The sequence below is a fragment of the Acinetobacter sp. AKBS16 genome (genome assembly GCF_002899995.1).
GTDB lineage: Bacteria > Pseudomonadota > Gammaproteobacteria > Pseudomonadales > Moraxellaceae > Acinetobacter > Acinetobacter baumannii.
The window spans coordinates 1-17,637 of sequence record NZ_POYH01000058.1; the positions used below are offsets into that span (position 1 = coordinate 1).

Here is a 17,637-nt window from a genome sequence, read left to right on the forward strand (position 1 = left end):
TCGAGCGGCTTTAGCAAGTGGCGTAGATATCGGTGCGGATTTGCCTCGTACTGGCATTTTGCGTAGTGGTTCATATATTGCAACGCAAGAAGGGGATGTATTACGTATCGATGCCAAACCTGAACGACTAATGAAAGTCACTGCTCAGACTGAATTTGATTTGCTTAAAGCGGCTTATCATTTAGGTAACCGACATGTGCCATTAATGCTGACACCAACAGCTTTATATTTTGAGCCTGATCATGTGCTTGCAGAAATGGTAGAAGGTTTGGGACTTACTGTGACAGAAACCGATCATCCATTTGAACCTGAAAGCGGTGCCTATGCACAGCATAGCCATGACCATCGTTTAAGTCCAATCAAAGCTTTACACCATGTCCACTCGTAATGCTGCGCAATTACTGCAACTGCTGACATTGTCTTCTACGGCATTACCAGTTGGAGCATATTGCTATTCGCAAGGTGTGGAAACCGCCATTGATATTGGCTTAATACACGATGAATCCTCGGCAATTGCTTACTTTGAAGAAGTGCTTGAAATGCTGCTAGTACGCTTTGAGTTACCTGTACTTAAACGTCTTATACAACATTATGATGACCCAGATCAGTTTCTAATTTGGGCACATTTGTATAAGGCAAGCCGAGAAAGTAAAGAGCTTTTGGCCGAATCTCAGCAACTCGCATTTTCTTTAAATGCATGGATTAAAGATGTTTTAAAGAAAACAGTTGAGGTTAAAAAGCAGTTTGGTTTTGTGCCTGTCTATGCGCAGCTTTGCGGTCGTTTAGAACTTAAAGATGTGGATGTACTTACGGCGTATACCTTTACCGTTTTAGAAAATCAGGTTTTAGCCGCGGTAAAAACTGTCCCATTGGGCCAAATGGCAGGACAAAGAATTTTATGGCATTTGCATGGGCGAGTACCACAAGCTGTAGAGAAGGCTTTAAAACTTAAAGATGAGCAATTGAGTAGTGCTTTGCCGCGCTATGCCATGCTGAGCATGAAACACGAAACTCAATATTCACGATTATTCAGATCTTAAGTTTAGGAAAAAGGATAAAAATCATGACAGAACGTAGTCCATTACGAGTCGGAATTGGCGGACCAGTCGGTTCAGGTAAAACAGCACTTACGCTTAACTTATGCCGTGCCTTGCGTGATAAATATAATATGGCAGTGGTGACAAATGATATTTATACCAAAGAAGACTCAAACTTTTTAACCCGTAATGAAGCGATGTCACCAGATCGTATTGTAGGTGTGGAAACAGGTGGTTGCCCGCATACAGCAATTCGTGAAGATGCCTCAATTAATTTAGCTGCGATTGATGATTTGTGTGAAAAATTTGATGGCTTAGAACTCATTATTATTGAAAGCGGTGGTGATAATTTAGCTGCGACATTTAGCCCTGAGCTTTCTGATTTAACCTTGTATGTTATTGACGTGGCAGGTGGTGAAAAAATTCCACGTAAAGGTGGGCCAGGTATTACCAAGTCAGATTTACTGATTATTAATAAAACTGACCTCGCACCTATGGTGGGAGCAAACCTTGATGTCATGGATCAAGATGCAAAACGCATGCGTGGTGAAAAGCCATTTTTATTTTCAAACATGAAAACACAAGATGGGCTTGAAGAAATTATTCAATTTATTGAGAAGCAAGGGCTGTTTAAGGCTTAAGGAGTAACTATGAACTTCATTAAAAAATGGAGCGTTGGGCTCCTTAGCATGTTACCTGCGTTAGCTATGGCTCATCCGGGGCATGACTATGTACATTCAGGTTTTATGGCAGGCTTTATTCATCCGTTTACGGGGCTGGATCATTTAATAATGGCTTTAGGCTTTGGTGTCTTGCTATGGTCGGTAGCCAAACAGTGGAAAATTGCTGGCGTCAGCACTTTAAGTATCACTTTAGTGATTGGCTTTTTGGTAGGTGCTCAAGGTTTGGTACCCGCCAATGTTGCTGAATACGGTATTGTTGCTTCTTTAATTATTACAGCGATTGCGCTATGGACAAAATCAAATCGGATTTTACCTATCGCTGCCGCTTTACTCGCAAGCTTTCATGGTATGGCTCATGGTGTTGAGTTAGCACATGCAGGGCATATCGTGGAGTTAGTAACTGGTATGGTTGCTGGTATGGCACTTATCTATTGTGGTGGGCTTGCACTCGGTGCAGTATTTACACGTTATGTGCCATATGGCAAAAAAATTGTAGGTGCCTGTGCAGCACTTGTTGCAGTGATTGGTTTGAGTTAATTAAAACTTTGTAGCGAAAAAGGTAGCTTAAGGCTACCTTTTTATTCGCTTACTTTTTGGTAAAGCCCTGCATGGACTGTACCAGCTTTAGTTGTTTTAACTTGCTGCCATGTTGCAGGAAGGTGAAGCTGAGATAACGCACGATCAGCTTCAACGTAAATGTATCCATTATTTTTAATATGGGTGTCTGCCAAGTGAGCAAGTTCTTGCCATAAATTAAGACTATAAGGAGGGTCTAAAAAAACGACATCAAACTGTTCTTTTAGGCGTGGTAAGGCTTGTTGAGCAGTTGCATTAATTAAATGGCAATTCTGCGCTTTGAGCAATTGAATATTATCTTTTAAAAATCGTGCCTGAGTCTTATCTGGCTCAATCATATAAACAGATGCAGCACCGCGCGATAATGCTTCGAAGCCTAATGCCCCAGAACCTGTACAGATATCGAGAACATGAGCGTTTTGAATGTCCCACATGAGCCAGTTAAATAAAGTTTCGCGGACACGATCGGGAGTTGGTCTTAATCCTTCAATACTGGCGAATGGTAAAACTCGTCTTTTCCATTCGCCCCCAATAATGCGTAATTGATTTTTCATTATTCATCGACCTCGTTTGTAGCAGGACGAGTTGGTGTTGCCTGTGGAGTAGAGGCTGCTGCGGAAGTCGGAGCAGAGGTCGCTGGAGTAGAGCTGGCACTTTCATTACCACTTGGAAGTTCACCCGGTTTAATCCCAGCAGTCATCAGGCCACCATTGACTTGATGGTTGGCTGGTCGAATCGGATTTTTCTTACGGGTTAATAACCAGTAATCAAACACGGGTTTAGCAAGTTGGGCGGCTGAACCGCCATGACGACCATTTTCCCAAATAACTGCAATAGCGATTTCTGGTTTATCAGCCGGAGCAAAGCCAACAAAAAGACCGTGGTCAAGTTGGCGTTCACTAAGCGCAGCTTCGTTATAACGTTTGCCTTGAGCAATACTTTTAACCTGTGCTGTACCTGTTTTTCCGGCAATTTGATATAGCGGTGTACGGATGCCACGCCCAGTACCTGATTGAATTACGTCAATCATGGCTTCTCGCATTTTTACCCAATCTTCATCTGTACCATTGAAATTAATTTTTCCATCAGGTGCATTACGTACGGTAAAAGGTTTTGCACCATGGGTTGCACGTAAAACATGTGGAACTACATGCGAGCCATGGTTCGCCGTAATGGCCGTTGCCATGGCAAGTTGTAAAGGGGTTGCGGTAAATGCACCCTGACCAATACTGACTGAAATCGTTTCACCTTTCATCCATTTGGATTTGCGTGTACGCATTTTCCATTCAGGATTTGGATATAAGCCTTCACTTTCACTTGGTAAATCGACACCTGTTTTTTGGCCAAAGCCAAATTGGCGCATCCATTGGTTCATCTGATCGATGCCCATTTGATTAGCCAAAATATAAAAATAGGTATCACAAGACATGATAATGGCTTTGTGCATGTTCACAATGCCATGACCGGTTTTTTTCCAGTCACGGAATTTGTGTGAGTCACCCGGTAAATGGAAATAGCCAGGGTCGGAAATAGCGGTAGCCCAATCGACAATTCCATAATGTAAACCGCCCATCGCTTCCATTGGCTTAATGGTTGAACCAGGAGGGTATACACCTTGTACTGCACGGTTATAAAGAGGCTGATCTATATTGTCACGTAGAGAACTATAATCTTTATGATTAATACCCGTCACAAATAAATTAGGGTTAAAGCTTGGACTTGAAACCAACGCAAGAATTTCACCGGTGCGTGGGTCTATCGCAACAATTGCACCACGTCGACCAGCGAGTTGTTGCGACGCGACAACTTGCAAACCATAATCTAATGATAAGTAGAGATCGTTACCACGGGTTGGGTCTTTACGACCTAGGTGACGCAAAATATTACTATGAGCATCTGCTTCTACAGACTCATAACCAGGTGTTCCATGAAGTAAATCTTCATAGCTTTTTTCTACACCAATTTTACCAATCAGGTTTGTTCCAGCATATAAATCTTTATCAATACTTTTTAACTCTTTATCGTTAATACGGCCAACATATCCAATCACGTGAGCAAATAAATCACCATGTGGATAATAGCGCGTCATTTGGGTTTCAATTCTAACCCCGGGGAACTTGTATTTAACTTCACTAAACTTGGCAATATTTGTCTCGGTCAAATTCAGTTTAATGGCCACACGTTCAGTTTTACGTGCTGTTTTAATGCGGCTTTTAAAACGATCTACATCTTCTTGAGTGAGTTCTAAAATAGGCTGTAATTGTTCAATAACGGTATCAACGTTCTCAACATCTGCTTTACTTAATGTTGCGGTAAAAACAGGGTAGTTATCTGCCAGTAAAACCCCATTGCGGTCATAAATATAACCACGAGCAGGTGGAAGGGGTTGTAGGCGAATACGGTTTTTATCCGATGCCGTCGAGAACTCATCATAATGAAAAATTTGTAGATAAGCGTATCGGCTGGCTAGTACCAATAAACAGATAATCACAAGCCCTACGGCAAAAAATATACGACCTCGATAAATGCGCTTTTCTTGCTGGATATCTTTTAAAGGAAAGTGCTGTTTCATACGGATCGACTTAATGACATAGGGTGAGAAAAATAGCTGCTTATTCTAACGCAAGCGCACTTAAAATATCGCATATTTTTCAAAGTTTCAGTGAAGAGGCAAATTGGCTTTTTTGACTTTGTAGACAACAAAATTGTAGAGTCTTGTATATAAGAAGCAAAATAATTCTGTTAAAGTCTCTCATTCAATAGAATAGGGTTGTTCTCACCATACGATTAGGGAAAATGGAGAAAATAATGAGAAAAATTTATCCCTTACTTGCAGTTTTGACAGTAAGCAGTTGGGCACATGCGCAAGATTACTCATTTCTTCCAGAAGCAAAATTAGCAGATCATAAAGCATCTACCTGGAATGTAGGCGCCGGTTTTACACAAAAATTGTTACATCTCAATGGTGAGTGGGTAAATCCTTATGGAATTGCTTACGCAAAAGTTGGTGCATTTTTAAATGGCGATAAAACTGCTGGAGGACAAGTCGGGTTCCGCTATCCGTACTACCTTACTGGAACAGATAAAAATGGTTACTATATTGGCTTTTATGCTGGACATCTTGATAGCAAATCGGTAGATGGAGATTATAAATCTCGTTTAGGTGCTGGTGTTGATTTGGCATATGTATTGTTGAATTCAGAAAGAATTAGTACGTTTAGTGTGGGTATCGGCGCAGCGGAAAAATTAACGGACCAGAATGGTGATGTTGCTGCAGATACTAAACCACAAATTCAATTTTCCTATTCTCTAAGTTTTGGTTTATAAAACAAAGCAGTTTATCGTTAACTCGCCATAAGCAGAGCACAAATAAATACGAGAGTCTTACATGTTAGAGTACGTCAGCGGATTGTGGCAGACCTTTTTACACAGACCTGATTTTTGGGCCGTTTTGAGTATCATTCCAGTCACTGCCTTTGTCACATGGGCACATGTGTGGATGGCTTTAAAAATGGTGTTTTACCCAATCAAGTTTTGGGGATTTCATTTAGGTCCTTTACCAGTCGGCTGGCAAGGTATTGTGCCACGTAAAGCTGGACGTATCTCTGGAATTATTACCGATAATACTTTATCCAAGTTAGGTTCTTTGCGTGAGTTTTTAGAGGCAATGGACCCTGAAGACATGGCGCGTATTATTGGTGAGCAAGTCGGATTTGAACTTGAGCATTTGATTGATGAAGTCATGATCGATCGTAATGCAGTGCTTTGGGAAAATTTACCTTATTCGATTAAACGCCGTATTTATGCTCAAGCGCATAAGCAATTACCAGGTGTACTCAGAGAATTAGTGACTGAGCTGACTATGAACGTTGAGTCACTGGTTGATATGCGTGAAATGGTGGTGAGCCAAATGGAAGGTGATCGCCGTTTAATGGTACGTATGTTTTTAAAAGTTGGACAAAAAGAAATCAACTTTATTTGGCATATTAGTGCACTAATCGGGATGTTCTTTGGTGTTTTCCAAATGGTGGTCTGGTTTGTGGTGCCTTGGCATTGGACAGTACCGTTTTGGGCGTCTATTTGGGGCTTTTTAACTAACTGGATTGCAATCTGGATGGTATTTAACCCGATTGAACCGCATTACATTCGTTATCCGCAAATATTTAGATTAACAAAAGATCGTAAGTTCCCTTGGATTGTACCTGTTTTACGAATTGGTACTTATAATGTTCAAGGGGCTTTCATGAAGCGTCAAGAAGAAGTTTCAGAAGTCTTCTCAAGCGTAGTGACAGAAGATCTGATTACGTTAAAATCAATTATGACAGAAATGATGTATGGTTCACGCAAGGACAAAACGCGTCGTATTGTTAAACGTCATATTAACGAAATCATGGAAACTCCACTTGTTCGAACATCTTTACAGCTTTCTTTAGGCCCAAGAGAGTATGCAAGGTTAAAGACGGACTTGATTGATCGTTCAATTGAAATTACGATGGGACCGGTATGTGACCCTGCACTAAATGCAAGCCGGGCACAGAAGATTTTTCAAATGTTTAAAGAGCGTATTCGTGAACTAACACCAAAAGAGTTTCAGAATTTGTTACGTCCAGCATTTCAAGAGGACGAGTGGATTCTTATTGTACTAGGTGGGGTAACCGGATTTATTGCTGGTACAATACATTTGTTTGTGGCTTTCTTATAATTCGAAGTCGGGCAGGATCTATTGAAGATCAATGAAACTAAATCTGCCAGACCTCACATTCATTGTTTTAAATGAGGATGTTTTTTATGCGCATTATCTTACTCGGACCACCTGGGGCAGGCAAAGGTACTCAGGCTCAGTTGATCTGTAAGCGCTACAATATCCCACAAATTTCAACCGGTGATATGCTCCGTGCTGCAATTCGTGAAGGTACTGAATTAGGTTTAAAAGCTAAAAGTGTGATGGAATCTGGCGGTTTAGTTTCAGATGAACTCATTATCGGTTTAGTAAAAGAACGTATTGCTCAACCTGACTGCGTGAATGGTTGTATTTTCGACGGCTTTCCACGCACTATTCCTCAAGCAGAAGCTTTGGAAAAAGAAGGGATCAGCATTGATCATGTAATCGAAATTGATGTACCTGATGAAGAAATCGTAAAACGTCTTTCTGGTCGTCGTCAGCATCCAGCTTCTGGTCGTGTTTATCACGTTGTATACAATCCACCTAAAGTGGAAGGTAAAGATGATGAAACTGGTGAAGATCTTGTTCAACGTCCAGATGACCAAGAAGAAACAATCCGTAAGCGTTTAGCGTCTTATCACACTGAAACAGAACAATTGGTTGGTTTCTACCAAGGTCGTGCTGCTTCTGGTGAAAACGCGCCAACTTATGACAAGCTTGATGGCTTGCGTACAATTGAAGATGTACAAAAAGATTTGTTCAACATCTTAGACAAATAATTTAATATTATTTGTAATACCGAGCCCTCTTTGTGAGGGCTCTTTTCTTTCATTAAGTGCAGGAGAATGATTTGAAAATCATTTTGATTTTGGTGGTATTGCTGAGTCTGGCACTATTGTTATTTTTACTGTATCAAAGCTACAAAATGCTGAGAAAAGTACAAAAACAAGCGAAAGAAGAAAGAAAACAGCAAAAGCGTTTAAAGTAACCAAATTGGGTATAAGCTATACCCAACTTTTATTCTGCCTCAATATTTTTAACCGCAATTTGTTTTTGTGCACCAAACTCAAAGCGGTCCGGCCAGTTACATACATCAGCAACCACGCACTCTGAACATTTTGGTTTACGGGCAACACAGCAGTAACGACCATGTAATATCAGCCAGTGATGTGCATCTAAAATAAATTCTTTAGGAATGACTTTTACTAAGCGGTGTTCAACTTCAAGAACATTTTTACCTATTGCTAAGCCCGTTCGGTTTCCAACACGGAAAATATGGGTATCGACAGCCATAGTCGGTTGACCGAATGCAGTATTTAAAACCACATTAGCTGTTTTACGGCCTACGCCTGGCAAAGCTTCCAAATCTTTTCGGTTACTTGGAACTTCACCGTTAAACTGCTCCATTAAAATCTTACAGGTCTTGATAACATTTTCGGCTTTTGCGTTATAAAGACCAATCGTTTTAATGTACTCTTTTAACCCGTCTACACCTAGGTTATAGATTTTTTCAGCGGTGTTCGCAACAGGATAGAGCTTATCAGTTGCTTTGTTGACACTAACGTCGGTTGCTTGCGCCGATAACATAACGGCAATGAGCAATTCAAATGGTGATGAATATTTTAATTCGGTCTGTGGAGAAGGTCTTTGTTCACGAAGGCGTTCAAAGAAAATTTGAATCTGCTTTTTCGTCATATTTTTGACGGCCATTCAGACCTCCTGTAATTGAATGAGTTGCTGTTGTAGTTCATCAAGTTGAAGACGCTTTTTGGCATCTTCTCGAACACTGAGCTGCTTTTCCAACTTTTTAATTTGTGTACGAATTTTCGCTAATTCAATTGTGGTTTTTGCATCACTTACAATCGCTTCTTTTGGCTTCTCGATGAGCTGAATTGAAGGTAAATCATCAAGTGCTTGAGAGAACTGTGCAAACAGCTGGGTATCGATTTCAGCACGTACAACAGGGCCTTTGCGGTGAATACGGCGTTTTTCTTCACGTTGAATATGCGCGTAATAACGTTGTCGTAAATCATTTTGCTCCGCAATGCGTTGCTGTTCGCTTGGCAATGCTTGAGTGTCTTCGACTAGATCAATACAGTCAACTGGGCAGGGTGGAATACATAACTCACAACCTGTGCATAGATCAGTCAAAATTGTATGCATGAGCTTACCACTACCAATAATGGCATCTACTGGGCAGGCATTAATACATTTTGTACATCCGATGCATTCATCTTCGCGAATAATTGCCTTCATGCGTTGTGGGCGTCCATCCGCCTGTACAGGCCAGACACTCGTTTCAGCAGGTAATAATGGGCGATTTAATAATTGTGCCAGTGCATCGGCCACTGGCTGTCCACCAGGAACACATTTATTTGCTTCTTCACCTTCAGCAATGGACTTTGCGTAAGGTAGACAGCCGTCACGGTGCCCACACAGACCACATTGTGTTTGTGGTAGTAACGCATCAATCTCGCGTATGAGAGAAATAGATGGATTCATAGAGGAAAATAGCTTGCTTAAAACGATGCGATAATGAAGAAAAACCTAAGTAAGGTCAATGGATTTTAACGAATTTATTGGCTTTTTGATTGACCTAAAATGTCGCCAATATTGCACAATAATAGATCAATAAAAGTGAAAAGATAAATGACTATTATTGATTGTTAGACAGTTTTTCTAAAAATAAGTTTATGATAATTAAGATAAATAAAATAATTTAAAATAACTATTGTTAAAATTGATGGAAAGGGATTTAATATTTTGCTGCTAAATGATGCATTTTAAAATGTATTGCACCAATTTGATTCATTACTATGCTGAGGACCGTGCATTGAAATATAACAACCTGAATGAATTCCTGAATTACGTGCAAGCGCGTGATCCGCATCAACCTGAGTTTTTACAAGCTGTCGAAGAGGTCATGACAAGCTTATGGCCATTTATTGAAAAAAATCCAGAATATGCCGAGCAGGGATTGCTAGAACGTTTGGTGGAACCAGAACGTGTGATCCAATTTCGCGTTTCATGGATGGATGATCAAGGGCAGACTCAAGTTAACCGTGCTTTCCGTGTTCAATACAATTCAGCAATTGGTCCATTCAAGGGGGGGATGCGTTTCCATCCGTCGGTCAACCTATCTATTTTAAAATTTTTAGGGTTTGAGCAAACTTTTAAAAACTCACTTACAACTTTGCCAATGGGTGGAGGAAAAGGTGGTTCATTTTAACCCTAAAGGTAAATCTGATGCTGAAATTATGCGATTCTGTCAGGCACTTATGATTGAGCTTTACCGTCATTTAGGTCCAAATACCGATATCCCTGCTGGAGATATTGGTGTGGGTGCACGTGAAGTAGGTTATATGGCTGGCATGATGAAAAAGCTCAGTAATGACACGGCATGTGTGTTTACAGGTAAAGGAATTTCATTTGGCGGTAGCTTAATGCGTCCAGAAGCAACAGGCTACGGTACGGTTTATTTTGCAGAAGAAATGCTAAAAACACGTGGGCAGTCTTTTGCTGGTAAAACCGTTTCGATATCTGGTTCTGGAAACGTTGCGCAGTATGCTGCTGAAAAAGCAATGTTCTTAGGTGCAAAAGTGGTTACGCTATCGGACTCAAATGGTACCGTTTATTTAAAAAATGGTTTTACAGATGAGTTGCTTGCTGAAGTTATGGAACTCAAAAATATCCAGCGTGGCCGTATTTCAGAATTTGCTTCTAAGCATGGCTTTGAATATTTTGAAGGGAAGACGCCTTGGCATATTCCTGTAGATATTGCCTTACCATGTGCAACACAAAATGAATTAACTGGCGAAGATGCCAAAATGCTCATCGCTAATGGGGTAATTTGTGTGGCTGAAGGCGCTAATATGCCATCTACACTTGAAGCTGTTGAGCATTTTATTGAAGCTAAGATTTTATATGCGCCTGGTAAAGCTTCTAATGCGGGTGGGGTGGCAACTTCTGGTTTAGAAATGTCTCAGAATTCGATTCGTTTAGGCTGGACACATGCTGAAGTCGATGAACGCTTACATGCAATTATGAAAGATATTCATGCCAACTGTGTTAGATACGGTACTAAAGAAGATGGTACTGTGAATTATGTAGATGGCGCCAATATTGCTGGCTTTGTAAAAGTTGCTGATGCGATGCTTGCACAAGGTATCTATTAAAATATAGAAATAAAAAAATCCGATGCAAAAGCATCGGATTTTTTAGTCTAAAACTTATTTTTTAGGCTTTTTAACGAGTTCTTGTTCTACAACCATATCTAATACATCTGCTTGGCTAGATTGATCTGCTGCCGGGTTTTTCACTTCAAAACGTTTTACACGTAAGATTACGCGTTGGTTTGGATTGTGTTCAAAACCTTCGATTTGACCGTAATATAATGACCAATTTTTGTCAGCATAAGTTTTTACGCCTTTGTCATCATATTTAACTTCACGAACTTGCAAGCAAGTTTGTGGTGCAACACCCGTACAAGATTTAGTTTCTGGCGCTACTTCAAGGAAAACAGTTTTACCTTCAGATTGATATTTTGCTTCAGGTGTCATTTTACCTGTAAACGTATATTTCTGGCCTTGAGCGTCAGTTACTGTCAATGTTGGTTGATCAACATTTGTTGTATTAAGTTCAAATGGAATCGCACGTTTTTGGAACAGGCTGCTAGAGAATTGTTCCTGTTTCATTAAAGCAGGTTCACAAGCCATCATAGTTGACATGACATCAGTCGTTACAATCGTATTGTTTTCAACTTTCCAAGTGGTGCCTTGGCGGTTACAACCCGTATCAATTGATAAACGGTCATTTGTAAAGTTAAGAACGATCGGCTTTTTAGTATTTTCAGGTTGGTATGACCATGAATAATCAGTTAAAGCTTGAGTATTAGTTGCTTTTTCGCCTTGGAAAATATGCTTTTGACCTGCTTTATCTGTCACGCTTAAGATTACCTGACCATTGTTATTACTAATTTCGATTGGCAATTTCGCTTCACTAAAGATGCTATTAGACAATTGTTCTTGTTTCATTAAATCGTCTTGGCAAGCCATCATTGTTGATGCAAGTGGAGAAGTTACAAGTTGGTTGCCTTCAACTTTCCAAGTCCCGCCTTGGCCATTACAGCCAGTATTAATTGCTAATTTACCGTCTGCATTAAAGTTAAGAATAAGTGGCTTAGATGCTTTTACATTTTGATAAGTCCAAGCATATTCACTTAAAGTAGTAGCCAAATTTTGTTGTTGCTCAGATACAATTGGAGCTTGAGTGTTTGAAACTGTTTGACACGCCATCAAAGAAAAAGGTAATAACGCAAGAATTAAATATTTAATTTTCATTTAAAAAAACTTCAAGTAAAAAAACAACAGCACTAAGCTTAAAACATTCTTAAAAAAAGAAAATGTAAACATTTGATTGTTTCGGTTTTTAAAATGTATAAGTTTGTAAATTATTCTAATTTTCAACAAAAATAGTGGTATACCCCGCCAAACGGGGTATTTTCCAAAAATTAATCAAAGCGGTATATATCCATACCTAGTGAGCCCATTGTGAAGCTACTATGAACAATCGTAAAACGATGTCCCGTACCCATAGCGAAAAACAAAGGTGCAAAATGCTCAAGTGAAGGATGATTACGTTGCACAAACGGCAGGGTTTGCCACTCCAGTACACCATCATAGTCTTGATGACTCAACTTACTGACCACTGTATTTCTAAAAGTTGAAGCCCATTCAGGTACTTTTGAATTGTCACCTTGCCAAGACAGTTCAGCAAGATTATGAGTAATACTTCCAGAGCCAATCAATAAGATTTGTTTTTCACGTAAAGGTGCCAGCGTTTGGCCAATCCGATAAATTTCCTGTGCAGTTAAGCCCATTGGTAAAGAAATTTCAACGACAGGAATGTCTGCTTCTGGATACATATGTAAAAGAGGCATCCATACGCCGTGGTCACGAGGGCGAGTGCTATTGGCATGTGCGACAAAATGAGCATCTGCTAACAACTTCAAAATTTCTTCTGCAAGTTCGGGTTGACCGGGGGCACTATAGCGAATTTCATACAACTCTGGCGGGAAACCACGGAAGTCATGCCAAGTTTCCGGACGAGTCGAACTACTTACTTCGAGTGCTTTACTTTCCCAGTGAGCAGACATCACTATGATTGCCTTTGGAGTAGGCAGATTTACACTAAGACGATGTAAGGCAGGACCCACTTGTTCTGGATCAAGTGCAAGCATGGGCGAACCATGTGAAATAAACAGTCCGGGAAGGGTTTGTAGTTCCATTTCATTACACCTGAGTTGAAAAGCAAAATAATAGTCATTATGCCAAAATCAGGACATGTTAAAAGTATCCTGATTTCAACGGATTGTTCTTAAAATGAAACGTTTGTTCTTTTTATGCACGGTGGTAAGGATGGTTATGATTAATACTCATCGCTCGGTAAAGTTGCTCGATTAATAAAATACGTACTAAAGGGTGCGGCATGGTAAGTTTTGAAAGTGACCAGTGCCAAGCAGCGGCTTTACGTACCTGATCTGACAAGCCATCTGGGCCACCAATAGCGAGTGCCACATCATTACCTTCAAGCATCCATTGTTTCATGGTGTCTGCTAGTTTTTCTGTGCTGAGCTCGCGTCCGCCAACTTCTAAAGCAATAAGGGTCTCATTAGGTTTTAAGGCATTTAAAATACTTTCACCCTCGATTTGACAGTATTTTAAAATATCTGCTTCTGAATCATTTTTACCGCGTTTTGCCATTGGGAGTTCAATAACCTGAGTTTGAACAAAAGGCTGGATGCGTTTGAAATAATCTTCAAAACCAGTAAGTACCCAAGCAGGCATTTTTTGACCAATGGTCAGAATACGAATTTTCATGGTGTCTATTCAGTCAAAACAGCTGGCACATTATACCTGAGGAGAGGTTAACTGCGGGGGAGTAAGTGGGCATAAAAAACGCAGTCCAAAAAACGGTGTTGGACTGCGATCAAATGATCATCTGTCTGGAGTTCAGATGATCATAGAGAATAAAAACAAGGCTATCTGTGACATAAGATAGACAAGAGCAAATAATAGAATTAATTACTCTTACTTCTTATTATGAGGATGGTTGGATATTTTTCAATCAAATTGTGTAACAAAAAAAAGAGAGCCGAAGCCCTCTTTTTTTATATGTGAATTAGTGACGCGCTGCTTTTGAGCCTTCCACCGGTTTTACAATCGGTGTTTTAGGTAAAGGCTTTGGCATCGAAGTTAATGCTAAAGGTAAGATTTCATCAATGCTTTTCACAGCTTTGATTTCTAATCCTTCTTTCACATTGTCTGGAATTTCTGCCAAATCACGAACGTTATCTTGAGGAATAAAGACGAGCTTGATTCCACCACGATGTGCAGCAAGAAGTTTCTCTTTCAAGCCACCGATACGCATCGCACGACCACCTAGACTTGTTTCACCTGTCATTGCAATATCTGGTCGAATCGCAATTCCAGTAAATGCTGATACAAGTGCAGTTGTTAACGCTAAACCAGCAGATGGACCATCTTTTGGAGTTGCACCTTCAGGTAAGTGAACGTGCACATCAGTTTCTTCAAAGCGAGATGCTTCAATTCCAAGTTCATCGGCACGTGTGCGTACTACTGTCATTGCTGTGGTAATTGATTCTTTCATTACATCACCGAGTGAACCGGTTGTAATGAATTTACCTTTACCTTTAACAGCTGCAACTTCAATAGTAAGCAATTCACCACCTACAGAAGTCCATGCCAAGCCATTTACACGGCCTACTTGTGCTTCATCTTCGGCCATACCAAAGTCAAATTTATGTGGACCTAGGTATTCAGGAAGATTGGCAGAGGTAACGTCAAGCTGTAAGTTTTTAGATTTTTTACTTACCGCTTCTTTTACGACTTTACGTGCAATTTTAGAAACTTCACGTTCTAAATTACGTACGCCAGCTTCACGTGTATAGCGTTGAACAATGTCACGAATCGCTTCTTCATGAATAGTTAACTCTTTTGGACGTAGGCCATTGTTCTTAATTGCTTTAGGAACAAGGTAACGCTCAGCAATGTTAACTTTTTCATCTTCGGTATAACCCGGTAGACGAATAACTTCCATACGGTCCAATAAGGCTTCTGGAATATTCATGCTGTTTGCAGTACAGATGAACATCACTTCAGAAAGGTCAAGATCAAGATCTAAATAGTGATCGTTGAACTTACTGTTTTGTGATGGATCAAGCACTTCAAGCAAAGCAGAAGCAGGATCACCACGGTAGTCTTGAGCCATCTTGTCAATTTCGTCGAGTAAGAACAATGGGTTCTTCACACCAACTTTTGTTAAAGACTGCACGATTTTACCTGGCATCGCACCAATATAAGTACGACGGTGTCCACGAATTTCTGCTTCATCACGTACGCCACCAAGCGCCATGCGAACAAATTCACGACCTGTTGCTTTCGCTACTGATTCACCAAGTGAAGTTTTACCAACCCCTGGAGGTCCAACCAAGCAAAGGATAGGGCCTTTGAGTTTTTTCACACGTGATTGAACAGCTAAGTATTCAACAATACGATCTTTAACGTCATCAAGACCATAATGATCGGCATCAAGAATCTCTTGCGCTTTGTTCAGGTTAATACTGACTTTGCTCGCTTTGTTCCATGGCGTATCTAGAATCACTTCTAGATAGTTACGTACCACAGCAGCTTCACTAGATGCAGGCTGCATTGCTTTAAGTTTACGGAACTCAGCTTCGGCTTTTTTACGTACGTGTTCAGGTAAATCAGCTTCAGCAAGACGTTTTTCTATTTCAGCAACGTCATCTTCAGCACCGCCATTCATGTCGGAAAGTTCACGTTGAATGACTTTCATTTTTTCATTTAGAAAGTATTCACGTTGGTTCTTTTCCATTTGGCGTTTTACGCTGTCATGTAAAGTTTGCTCAATTTGCTGTTCAGCAGATTGATTCATCAAGTAGTTCATCAACTCTTGCAAATGAGCTTCAAACTCATCGTACTCTAAAAATTTCTGCTTAATTTCAATATTTAGAGGCACACGAGTTGCTACGAAGAACATCAATTGCAATAAGTCTTCGATTTTGTTGGCAGCAGCAACCAGTTCACGTGCATTACGTAATTTTGCTTCTGCATATTGAGCAAATAAATTACGTAACTCTTGTAAACGAGTTTCTTGCGTTGCCTTATCTACATTAATCGTCATTGGACTTAATTCATGTTCGGCAGTCAAATAACTATCTTCATCGATAATTTTTTTCAACTTAGAACGATGTAAGCCTTCAATAAGTACTTTAATGCAGTTTTCATCATTTTCATGATTAACTACTTGTACAATCTTAGCGACTGTACCGTACTGGTATAAATTGTCGTGATCAATTTCTTCTGTAAGCGAATCTTTTTGCGCAACTACAAATACTAAATTGTCACTGTTACGAGCCACATCAACTGCATTGATCGATTTTTCACGACCCACAAATAGCGCAATCTGCATGTGTGGATAAACCACCACATCACGTAAGGCTAATAGTGGTAATACACTTGGAACCTGAGGCTCTAAGTCAGTTTTTTCATTCATAATAAGTTCAGACATGGGCACTCCTAATGAGTGACAACGAGGTTGCCATGTTTTTTATAGTGATGTGTATTTTAAAAATTACAAGGGCATGACAATAGAAAATGTTGAAAAAAGGACTAATTTAGTCAACTTTTTTTTTAAAATGTTATGAATCAATAGATTAATTCTTAAGAAGAATAAAATTTTGTAGAGCGGCTACTCATTTTTACTTAATAATTAATAAATATTTAAAACTTTTCTTTAATATTGGAAGAGTTATTTCATCTAACTTTGGAAGAATACTTAAAAAATTTAGCAATAAATATTTTTATTGGCAGTGTAGTGGTAACAATAGTTCACAACTTATTCAATGTTTAGCGCCAAATAGACGTGTTAATATAAGTTGGTAAAACGGTCTGTCACGGCAAAGTAACCATCCTTAGGATGGTTACTTTTTCGTTTTTAAGGAGCTAAAAAAGTAAAAGAATATATTGGAGATTTTATAAATTTTATATAAAAATCATCTTTTAAAATAATAAAAGTGCTGTGGAGTCAGTAAACCATCTAATGGTTGATCCCAACTTTGACGTTCTAAAGTGTGTTCAATAAATTGAAATTGATGTGCCAATCCTAAACGGTAGGGCTTATATTTAGCACTTGCCAATGTACGATCATAATAACCACCACCCATACCAATACGTGTCCCATAGTGATCGCAAGCTAAAAGTGGCATAAGTAGCAAATCAAGCTCTGATACATGTTTTCCGCGAGTCGCCATAGGTTCTTTCATTCCCAATGGGTGATGGGAAAAACGACGACTTAAATATTGGTTTTTATTTATTTTTACCCATACTAAACGTTGGTTCATCGAACAAATCATGGGTAAATAAACTTGTTTGTTCTTTTTAAAACATAATTTGATAAGAAGATCGGTATGGATTTCACCAAAAGCATGCAGATATAAACCGATTTTTTTTGATGAATGAAAAATAGGAAGGTGATTTAGGCAATGTAAAACATTAAGCTGAGCCTGTTTTTGCTCAAATTGGGTTAAAGCTCGTCTTCTAGATCTTAAATTTTTTCTAATAAAACTTAATTCATTCAT

17 protein-coding genes and 2 pseudogenes are annotated in these 17,637 nt (G+C 39.5%); 10 read left to right on the plus strand and 9 right to left on the minus strand.

What is annotated here, in order from left to right:
* The 4 genes from ureE to C1642_RS09815 form a co-directional block, all read left to right on the plus strand.
* A partial coding sequence (gene ureE / locus C1642_RS09800; protein ID WP_103236265.1) for an urease accessory protein UreE occupies window positions 1–388 on the plus strand: 388 nt, incomplete at its 5' end.
* Entirely contained in the window at window positions 375–1,040 is a 666-nt protein-coding gene (locus C1642_RS09805) for an urease accessory protein UreF (protein WP_103236266.1), read from the plus strand. The genes ureE and C1642_RS09805, both read left to right, overlap by 14 nt.
* A gap of 23 nt (window positions 1,041–1,063) precedes the next feature.
* On the plus strand, window positions 1,064–1,678 hold the full coding sequence (gene ureG / locus C1642_RS09810) for an urease accessory protein UreG (RefSeq protein ID WP_000140200.1): 615 nt from the start codon (window positions 1,064–1,066) through the stop codon (window positions 1,676–1,678).
* A 9-nt stretch (window positions 1,679–1,687) separates the two neighbouring features.
* Window positions 1,688–2,257: a HupE/UreJ family protein gene (locus C1642_RS09815; protein WP_103236267.1), complete on the plus strand. Its 570-nt coding sequence runs from the start codon at window positions 1,688–1,690 to the stop codon at window positions 2,255–2,257.
* Window positions 2,258–2,298: 41 nt separating this feature from the next.
* Here the strand turns inward: C1642_RS09815 and rsmD are convergent, their stop codons facing one another.
* Both rsmD and mrdA read right to left on the minus strand, forming a co-directional pair.
* Window positions 2,299–2,850, minus strand: a complete 552-nt coding sequence (gene rsmD, locus C1642_RS09820; protein ID WP_002045883.1) for a 16S rRNA (guanine(966)-N(2))-methyltransferase RsmD — start codon at window positions 2,848–2,850, stop codon at window positions 2,299–2,301.
* Window positions 2,850–4,868: a penicillin-binding protein 2 gene (mrdA, locus tag C1642_RS09825; RefSeq protein WP_000809155.1), complete on the minus strand. Its 2,019-nt coding sequence runs from the start codon at window positions 4,866–4,868 to the stop codon at window positions 2,850–2,852. The genes rsmD and mrdA overlap by 1 nt, the downstream gene beginning before the upstream one ends.
* Before the next feature lie 236 nt (window positions 4,869–5,104).
* On the opposite strand from mrdA, the gene C1642_RS09830 reads away from it, so the two are divergent.
* From C1642_RS09830 to C1642_RS09845, 4 genes are all read left to right on the plus strand, one after another.
* The gene (locus tag C1642_RS09830; protein WP_001227325.1) at window positions 5,105–5,623 is read left to right on the plus strand and encodes a hypothetical protein; all 519 of its coding nucleotides are present in this window, start codon (window positions 5,105–5,107) and stop codon (window positions 5,621–5,623) included.
* 61 nt (window positions 5,624–5,684) lie between these two features.
* A complete protein-coding gene (locus C1642_RS09835) occupies window positions 5,685–6,998 on the plus strand; it encodes a membrane protein (protein WP_000895449.1) in 1,314 nt (437 codons plus the stop codon).
* 86 nt (window positions 6,999–7,084) lie between these two features.
* On the plus strand, window positions 7,085–7,738 hold the full coding sequence (adk, locus tag C1642_RS09840; RefSeq protein WP_001220244.1) for an adenylate kinase: 654 nt from the start codon (window positions 7,085–7,087) through the stop codon (window positions 7,736–7,738).
* 71 nt (window positions 7,739–7,809) lie between these two features.
* Complete coding sequence (locus C1642_RS09845) at window positions 7,810–7,947, plus strand: hypothetical protein (RefSeq protein WP_000691574.1); 138 nt, start codon at window positions 7,810–7,812, stop codon at window positions 7,945–7,947.
* Between the two features lie 29 nt (window positions 7,948–7,976).
* On the opposite strand, the gene nth is transcribed toward C1642_RS09845, so the two are convergent.
* Together nth and C1642_RS09855 are read right to left on the minus strand one after the other, a co-directional pair.
* Window positions 7,977–8,669, minus strand: coding sequence for an endonuclease III (gene nth / locus C1642_RS09850; protein WP_213064270.1), 693 nt, complete (start codon window positions 8,667–8,669; stop codon window positions 7,977–7,979).
* Window positions 8,670–9,461: an RnfABCDGE type electron transport complex subunit B gene (locus tag C1642_RS09855; RefSeq protein ID WP_001069886.1), complete on the minus strand. Its 792-nt coding sequence runs from the start codon at window positions 9,459–9,461 to the stop codon at window positions 8,670–8,672. It lies immediately after the preceding gene.
* A gap of 271 nt (window positions 9,462–9,732) precedes the next feature.
* Here C1642_RS09855 and gdhA point away from each other — a divergent pair.
* Window positions 9,733–11,134: pseudogene (gene gdhA / locus C1642_RS09860) on the plus strand (NADP-specific glutamate dehydrogenase).
* Window positions 11,135–11,188: 54 nt separating this feature from the next.
* Here the strand turns inward: gdhA and C1642_RS09865 are convergent.
* From C1642_RS09865 to lon, 4 genes are all read right to left on the minus strand, one after another.
* Window positions 11,189–12,298 carry an META and DUF4377 domain-containing protein gene (locus C1642_RS09865; protein WP_000696025.1) on the minus strand — a complete coding sequence of 370 codons (1,110 nt, stop codon included), beginning with the start codon at window positions 12,296–12,298 and terminating at the stop codon, window positions 11,189–11,191.
* 170 nt (window positions 12,299–12,468) lie between these two features.
* Window positions 12,469–13,245 carry a dioxygenase gene (locus C1642_RS09870; protein WP_031379498.1) on the minus strand — a complete coding sequence of 259 codons (777 nt, stop codon included), beginning with the start codon at window positions 13,243–13,245 and terminating at the stop codon, window positions 12,469–12,471.
* A 112-nt stretch (window positions 13,246–13,357) separates the two neighbouring features.
* Window positions 13,358–13,837, minus strand: a complete 480-nt coding sequence (gene rlmH, locus C1642_RS09875; protein WP_000702193.1) for a 23S rRNA (pseudouridine(1915)-N(3))-methyltransferase RlmH — start codon at window positions 13,835–13,837, stop codon at window positions 13,358–13,360.
* Window positions 13,838–14,138: 301 nt separating this feature from the next.
* Window positions 14,139–16,568, minus strand: a complete 2,430-nt coding sequence (gene lon / locus C1642_RS09880; protein WP_001292274.1) for an endopeptidase La — start codon at window positions 16,566–16,568, stop codon at window positions 14,139–14,141.
* Window positions 16,569–16,861: 293 nt separating this feature from the next.
* Between lon and C1642_RS09885 the strand changes: the two are divergent.
* A pseudogene (locus C1642_RS09885) lies at window positions 16,862–16,942 on the plus strand (outer membrane assembly protein BamE); the annotation flags it as partial.
* A 110-nt stretch (window positions 16,943–17,052) separates the two neighbouring features.
* Here C1642_RS09885 and C1642_RS09890 read toward each other — a convergent pair.
* The gene (locus tag C1642_RS09890) at window positions 17,053–17,637 is read right to left on the minus strand and encodes a 5-formyltetrahydrofolate cyclo-ligase (protein ID WP_029423921.1); all 585 of its coding nucleotides are present in this window, start codon (window positions 17,635–17,637) and stop codon (window positions 17,053–17,055) included.

What these genes read in the sequence shown, in the direction of transcription:
- C1642_RS09830 (WP_001227325.1), top strand. Translation starts at nt 5,105, where the DNA reads ATGAGAAAAATTTATCCCTTACTTGCAGTTTTGACAGTAAGCAGTTGG.
- C1642_RS09865 (WP_000696025.1), bottom strand. Translation starts at nt 12,298, where the DNA reads ATGAAAATTAAATATTTAATTCTTGCGTTATTACCTTTTTCTTTGATG.
- lon (WP_001292274.1), bottom strand. Translation starts at nt 16,568, where the DNA reads ATGTCTGAACTTATTATGAATGAAAAAACTGACTTAGAGCCTCAGGTT.
- C1642_RS09835 (WP_000895449.1), top strand. Translation starts at nt 5,685, where the DNA reads ATGTTAGAGTACGTCAGCGGATTGTGGCAGACCTTTTTACACAGACCT.
- rsmD (WP_002045883.1), bottom strand. Translation starts at nt 2,850, where the DNA reads ATGAAAAATCAATTACGCATTATTGGGGGCGAATGGAAAAGACGAGTT.
- nth (WP_213064270.1), bottom strand. Translation starts at nt 8,669, where the DNA reads ATGGCCGTCAAAAATATGACGAAAAAGCAGATTCAAATTTTCTTTGAA.
- C1642_RS09855 (WP_001069886.1), bottom strand. Translation starts at nt 9,461, where the DNA reads ATGAATCCATCTATTTCTCTCATACGCGAGATTGATGCGTTACTACCA.
- ureG (WP_000140200.1), top strand. Translation starts at nt 1,064, where the DNA reads ATGACAGAACGTAGTCCATTACGAGTCGGAATTGGCGGACCAGTCGGT.
- adk (WP_001220244.1), top strand. Translation starts at nt 7,085, where the DNA reads ATGCGCATTATCTTACTCGGACCACCTGGGGCAGGCAAAGGTACTCAG.
- C1642_RS09805 (WP_103236266.1), top strand. Translation starts at nt 375, where the DNA reads ATGTCCACTCGTAATGCTGCGCAATTACTGCAACTGCTGACATTGTCT.
- C1642_RS09815 (WP_103236267.1), top strand. Translation starts at nt 1,688, where the DNA reads ATGAACTTCATTAAAAAATGGAGCGTTGGGCTCCTTAGCATGTTACCT.
- C1642_RS09870 (WP_031379498.1), bottom strand. Translation starts at nt 13,245, where the DNA reads ATGGAACTACAAACCCTTCCCGGACTGTTTATTTCACATGGTTCGCCC.
- rlmH (WP_000702193.1), bottom strand. Translation starts at nt 13,837, where the DNA reads ATGAAAATTCGTATTCTGACCATTGGTCAAAAAATGCCTGCTTGGGTA.
- C1642_RS09890 (WP_029423921.1), bottom strand. Translation starts at nt 17,637, where the DNA reads ATGAATGAATTAAGTTTTATTAGAAAAAATTTAAGATCTAGAAGACGA.
- mrdA (WP_000809155.1), bottom strand. Translation starts at nt 4,868, where the DNA reads ATGAAACAGCACTTTCCTTTAAAAGATATCCAGCAAGAAAAGCGCATT.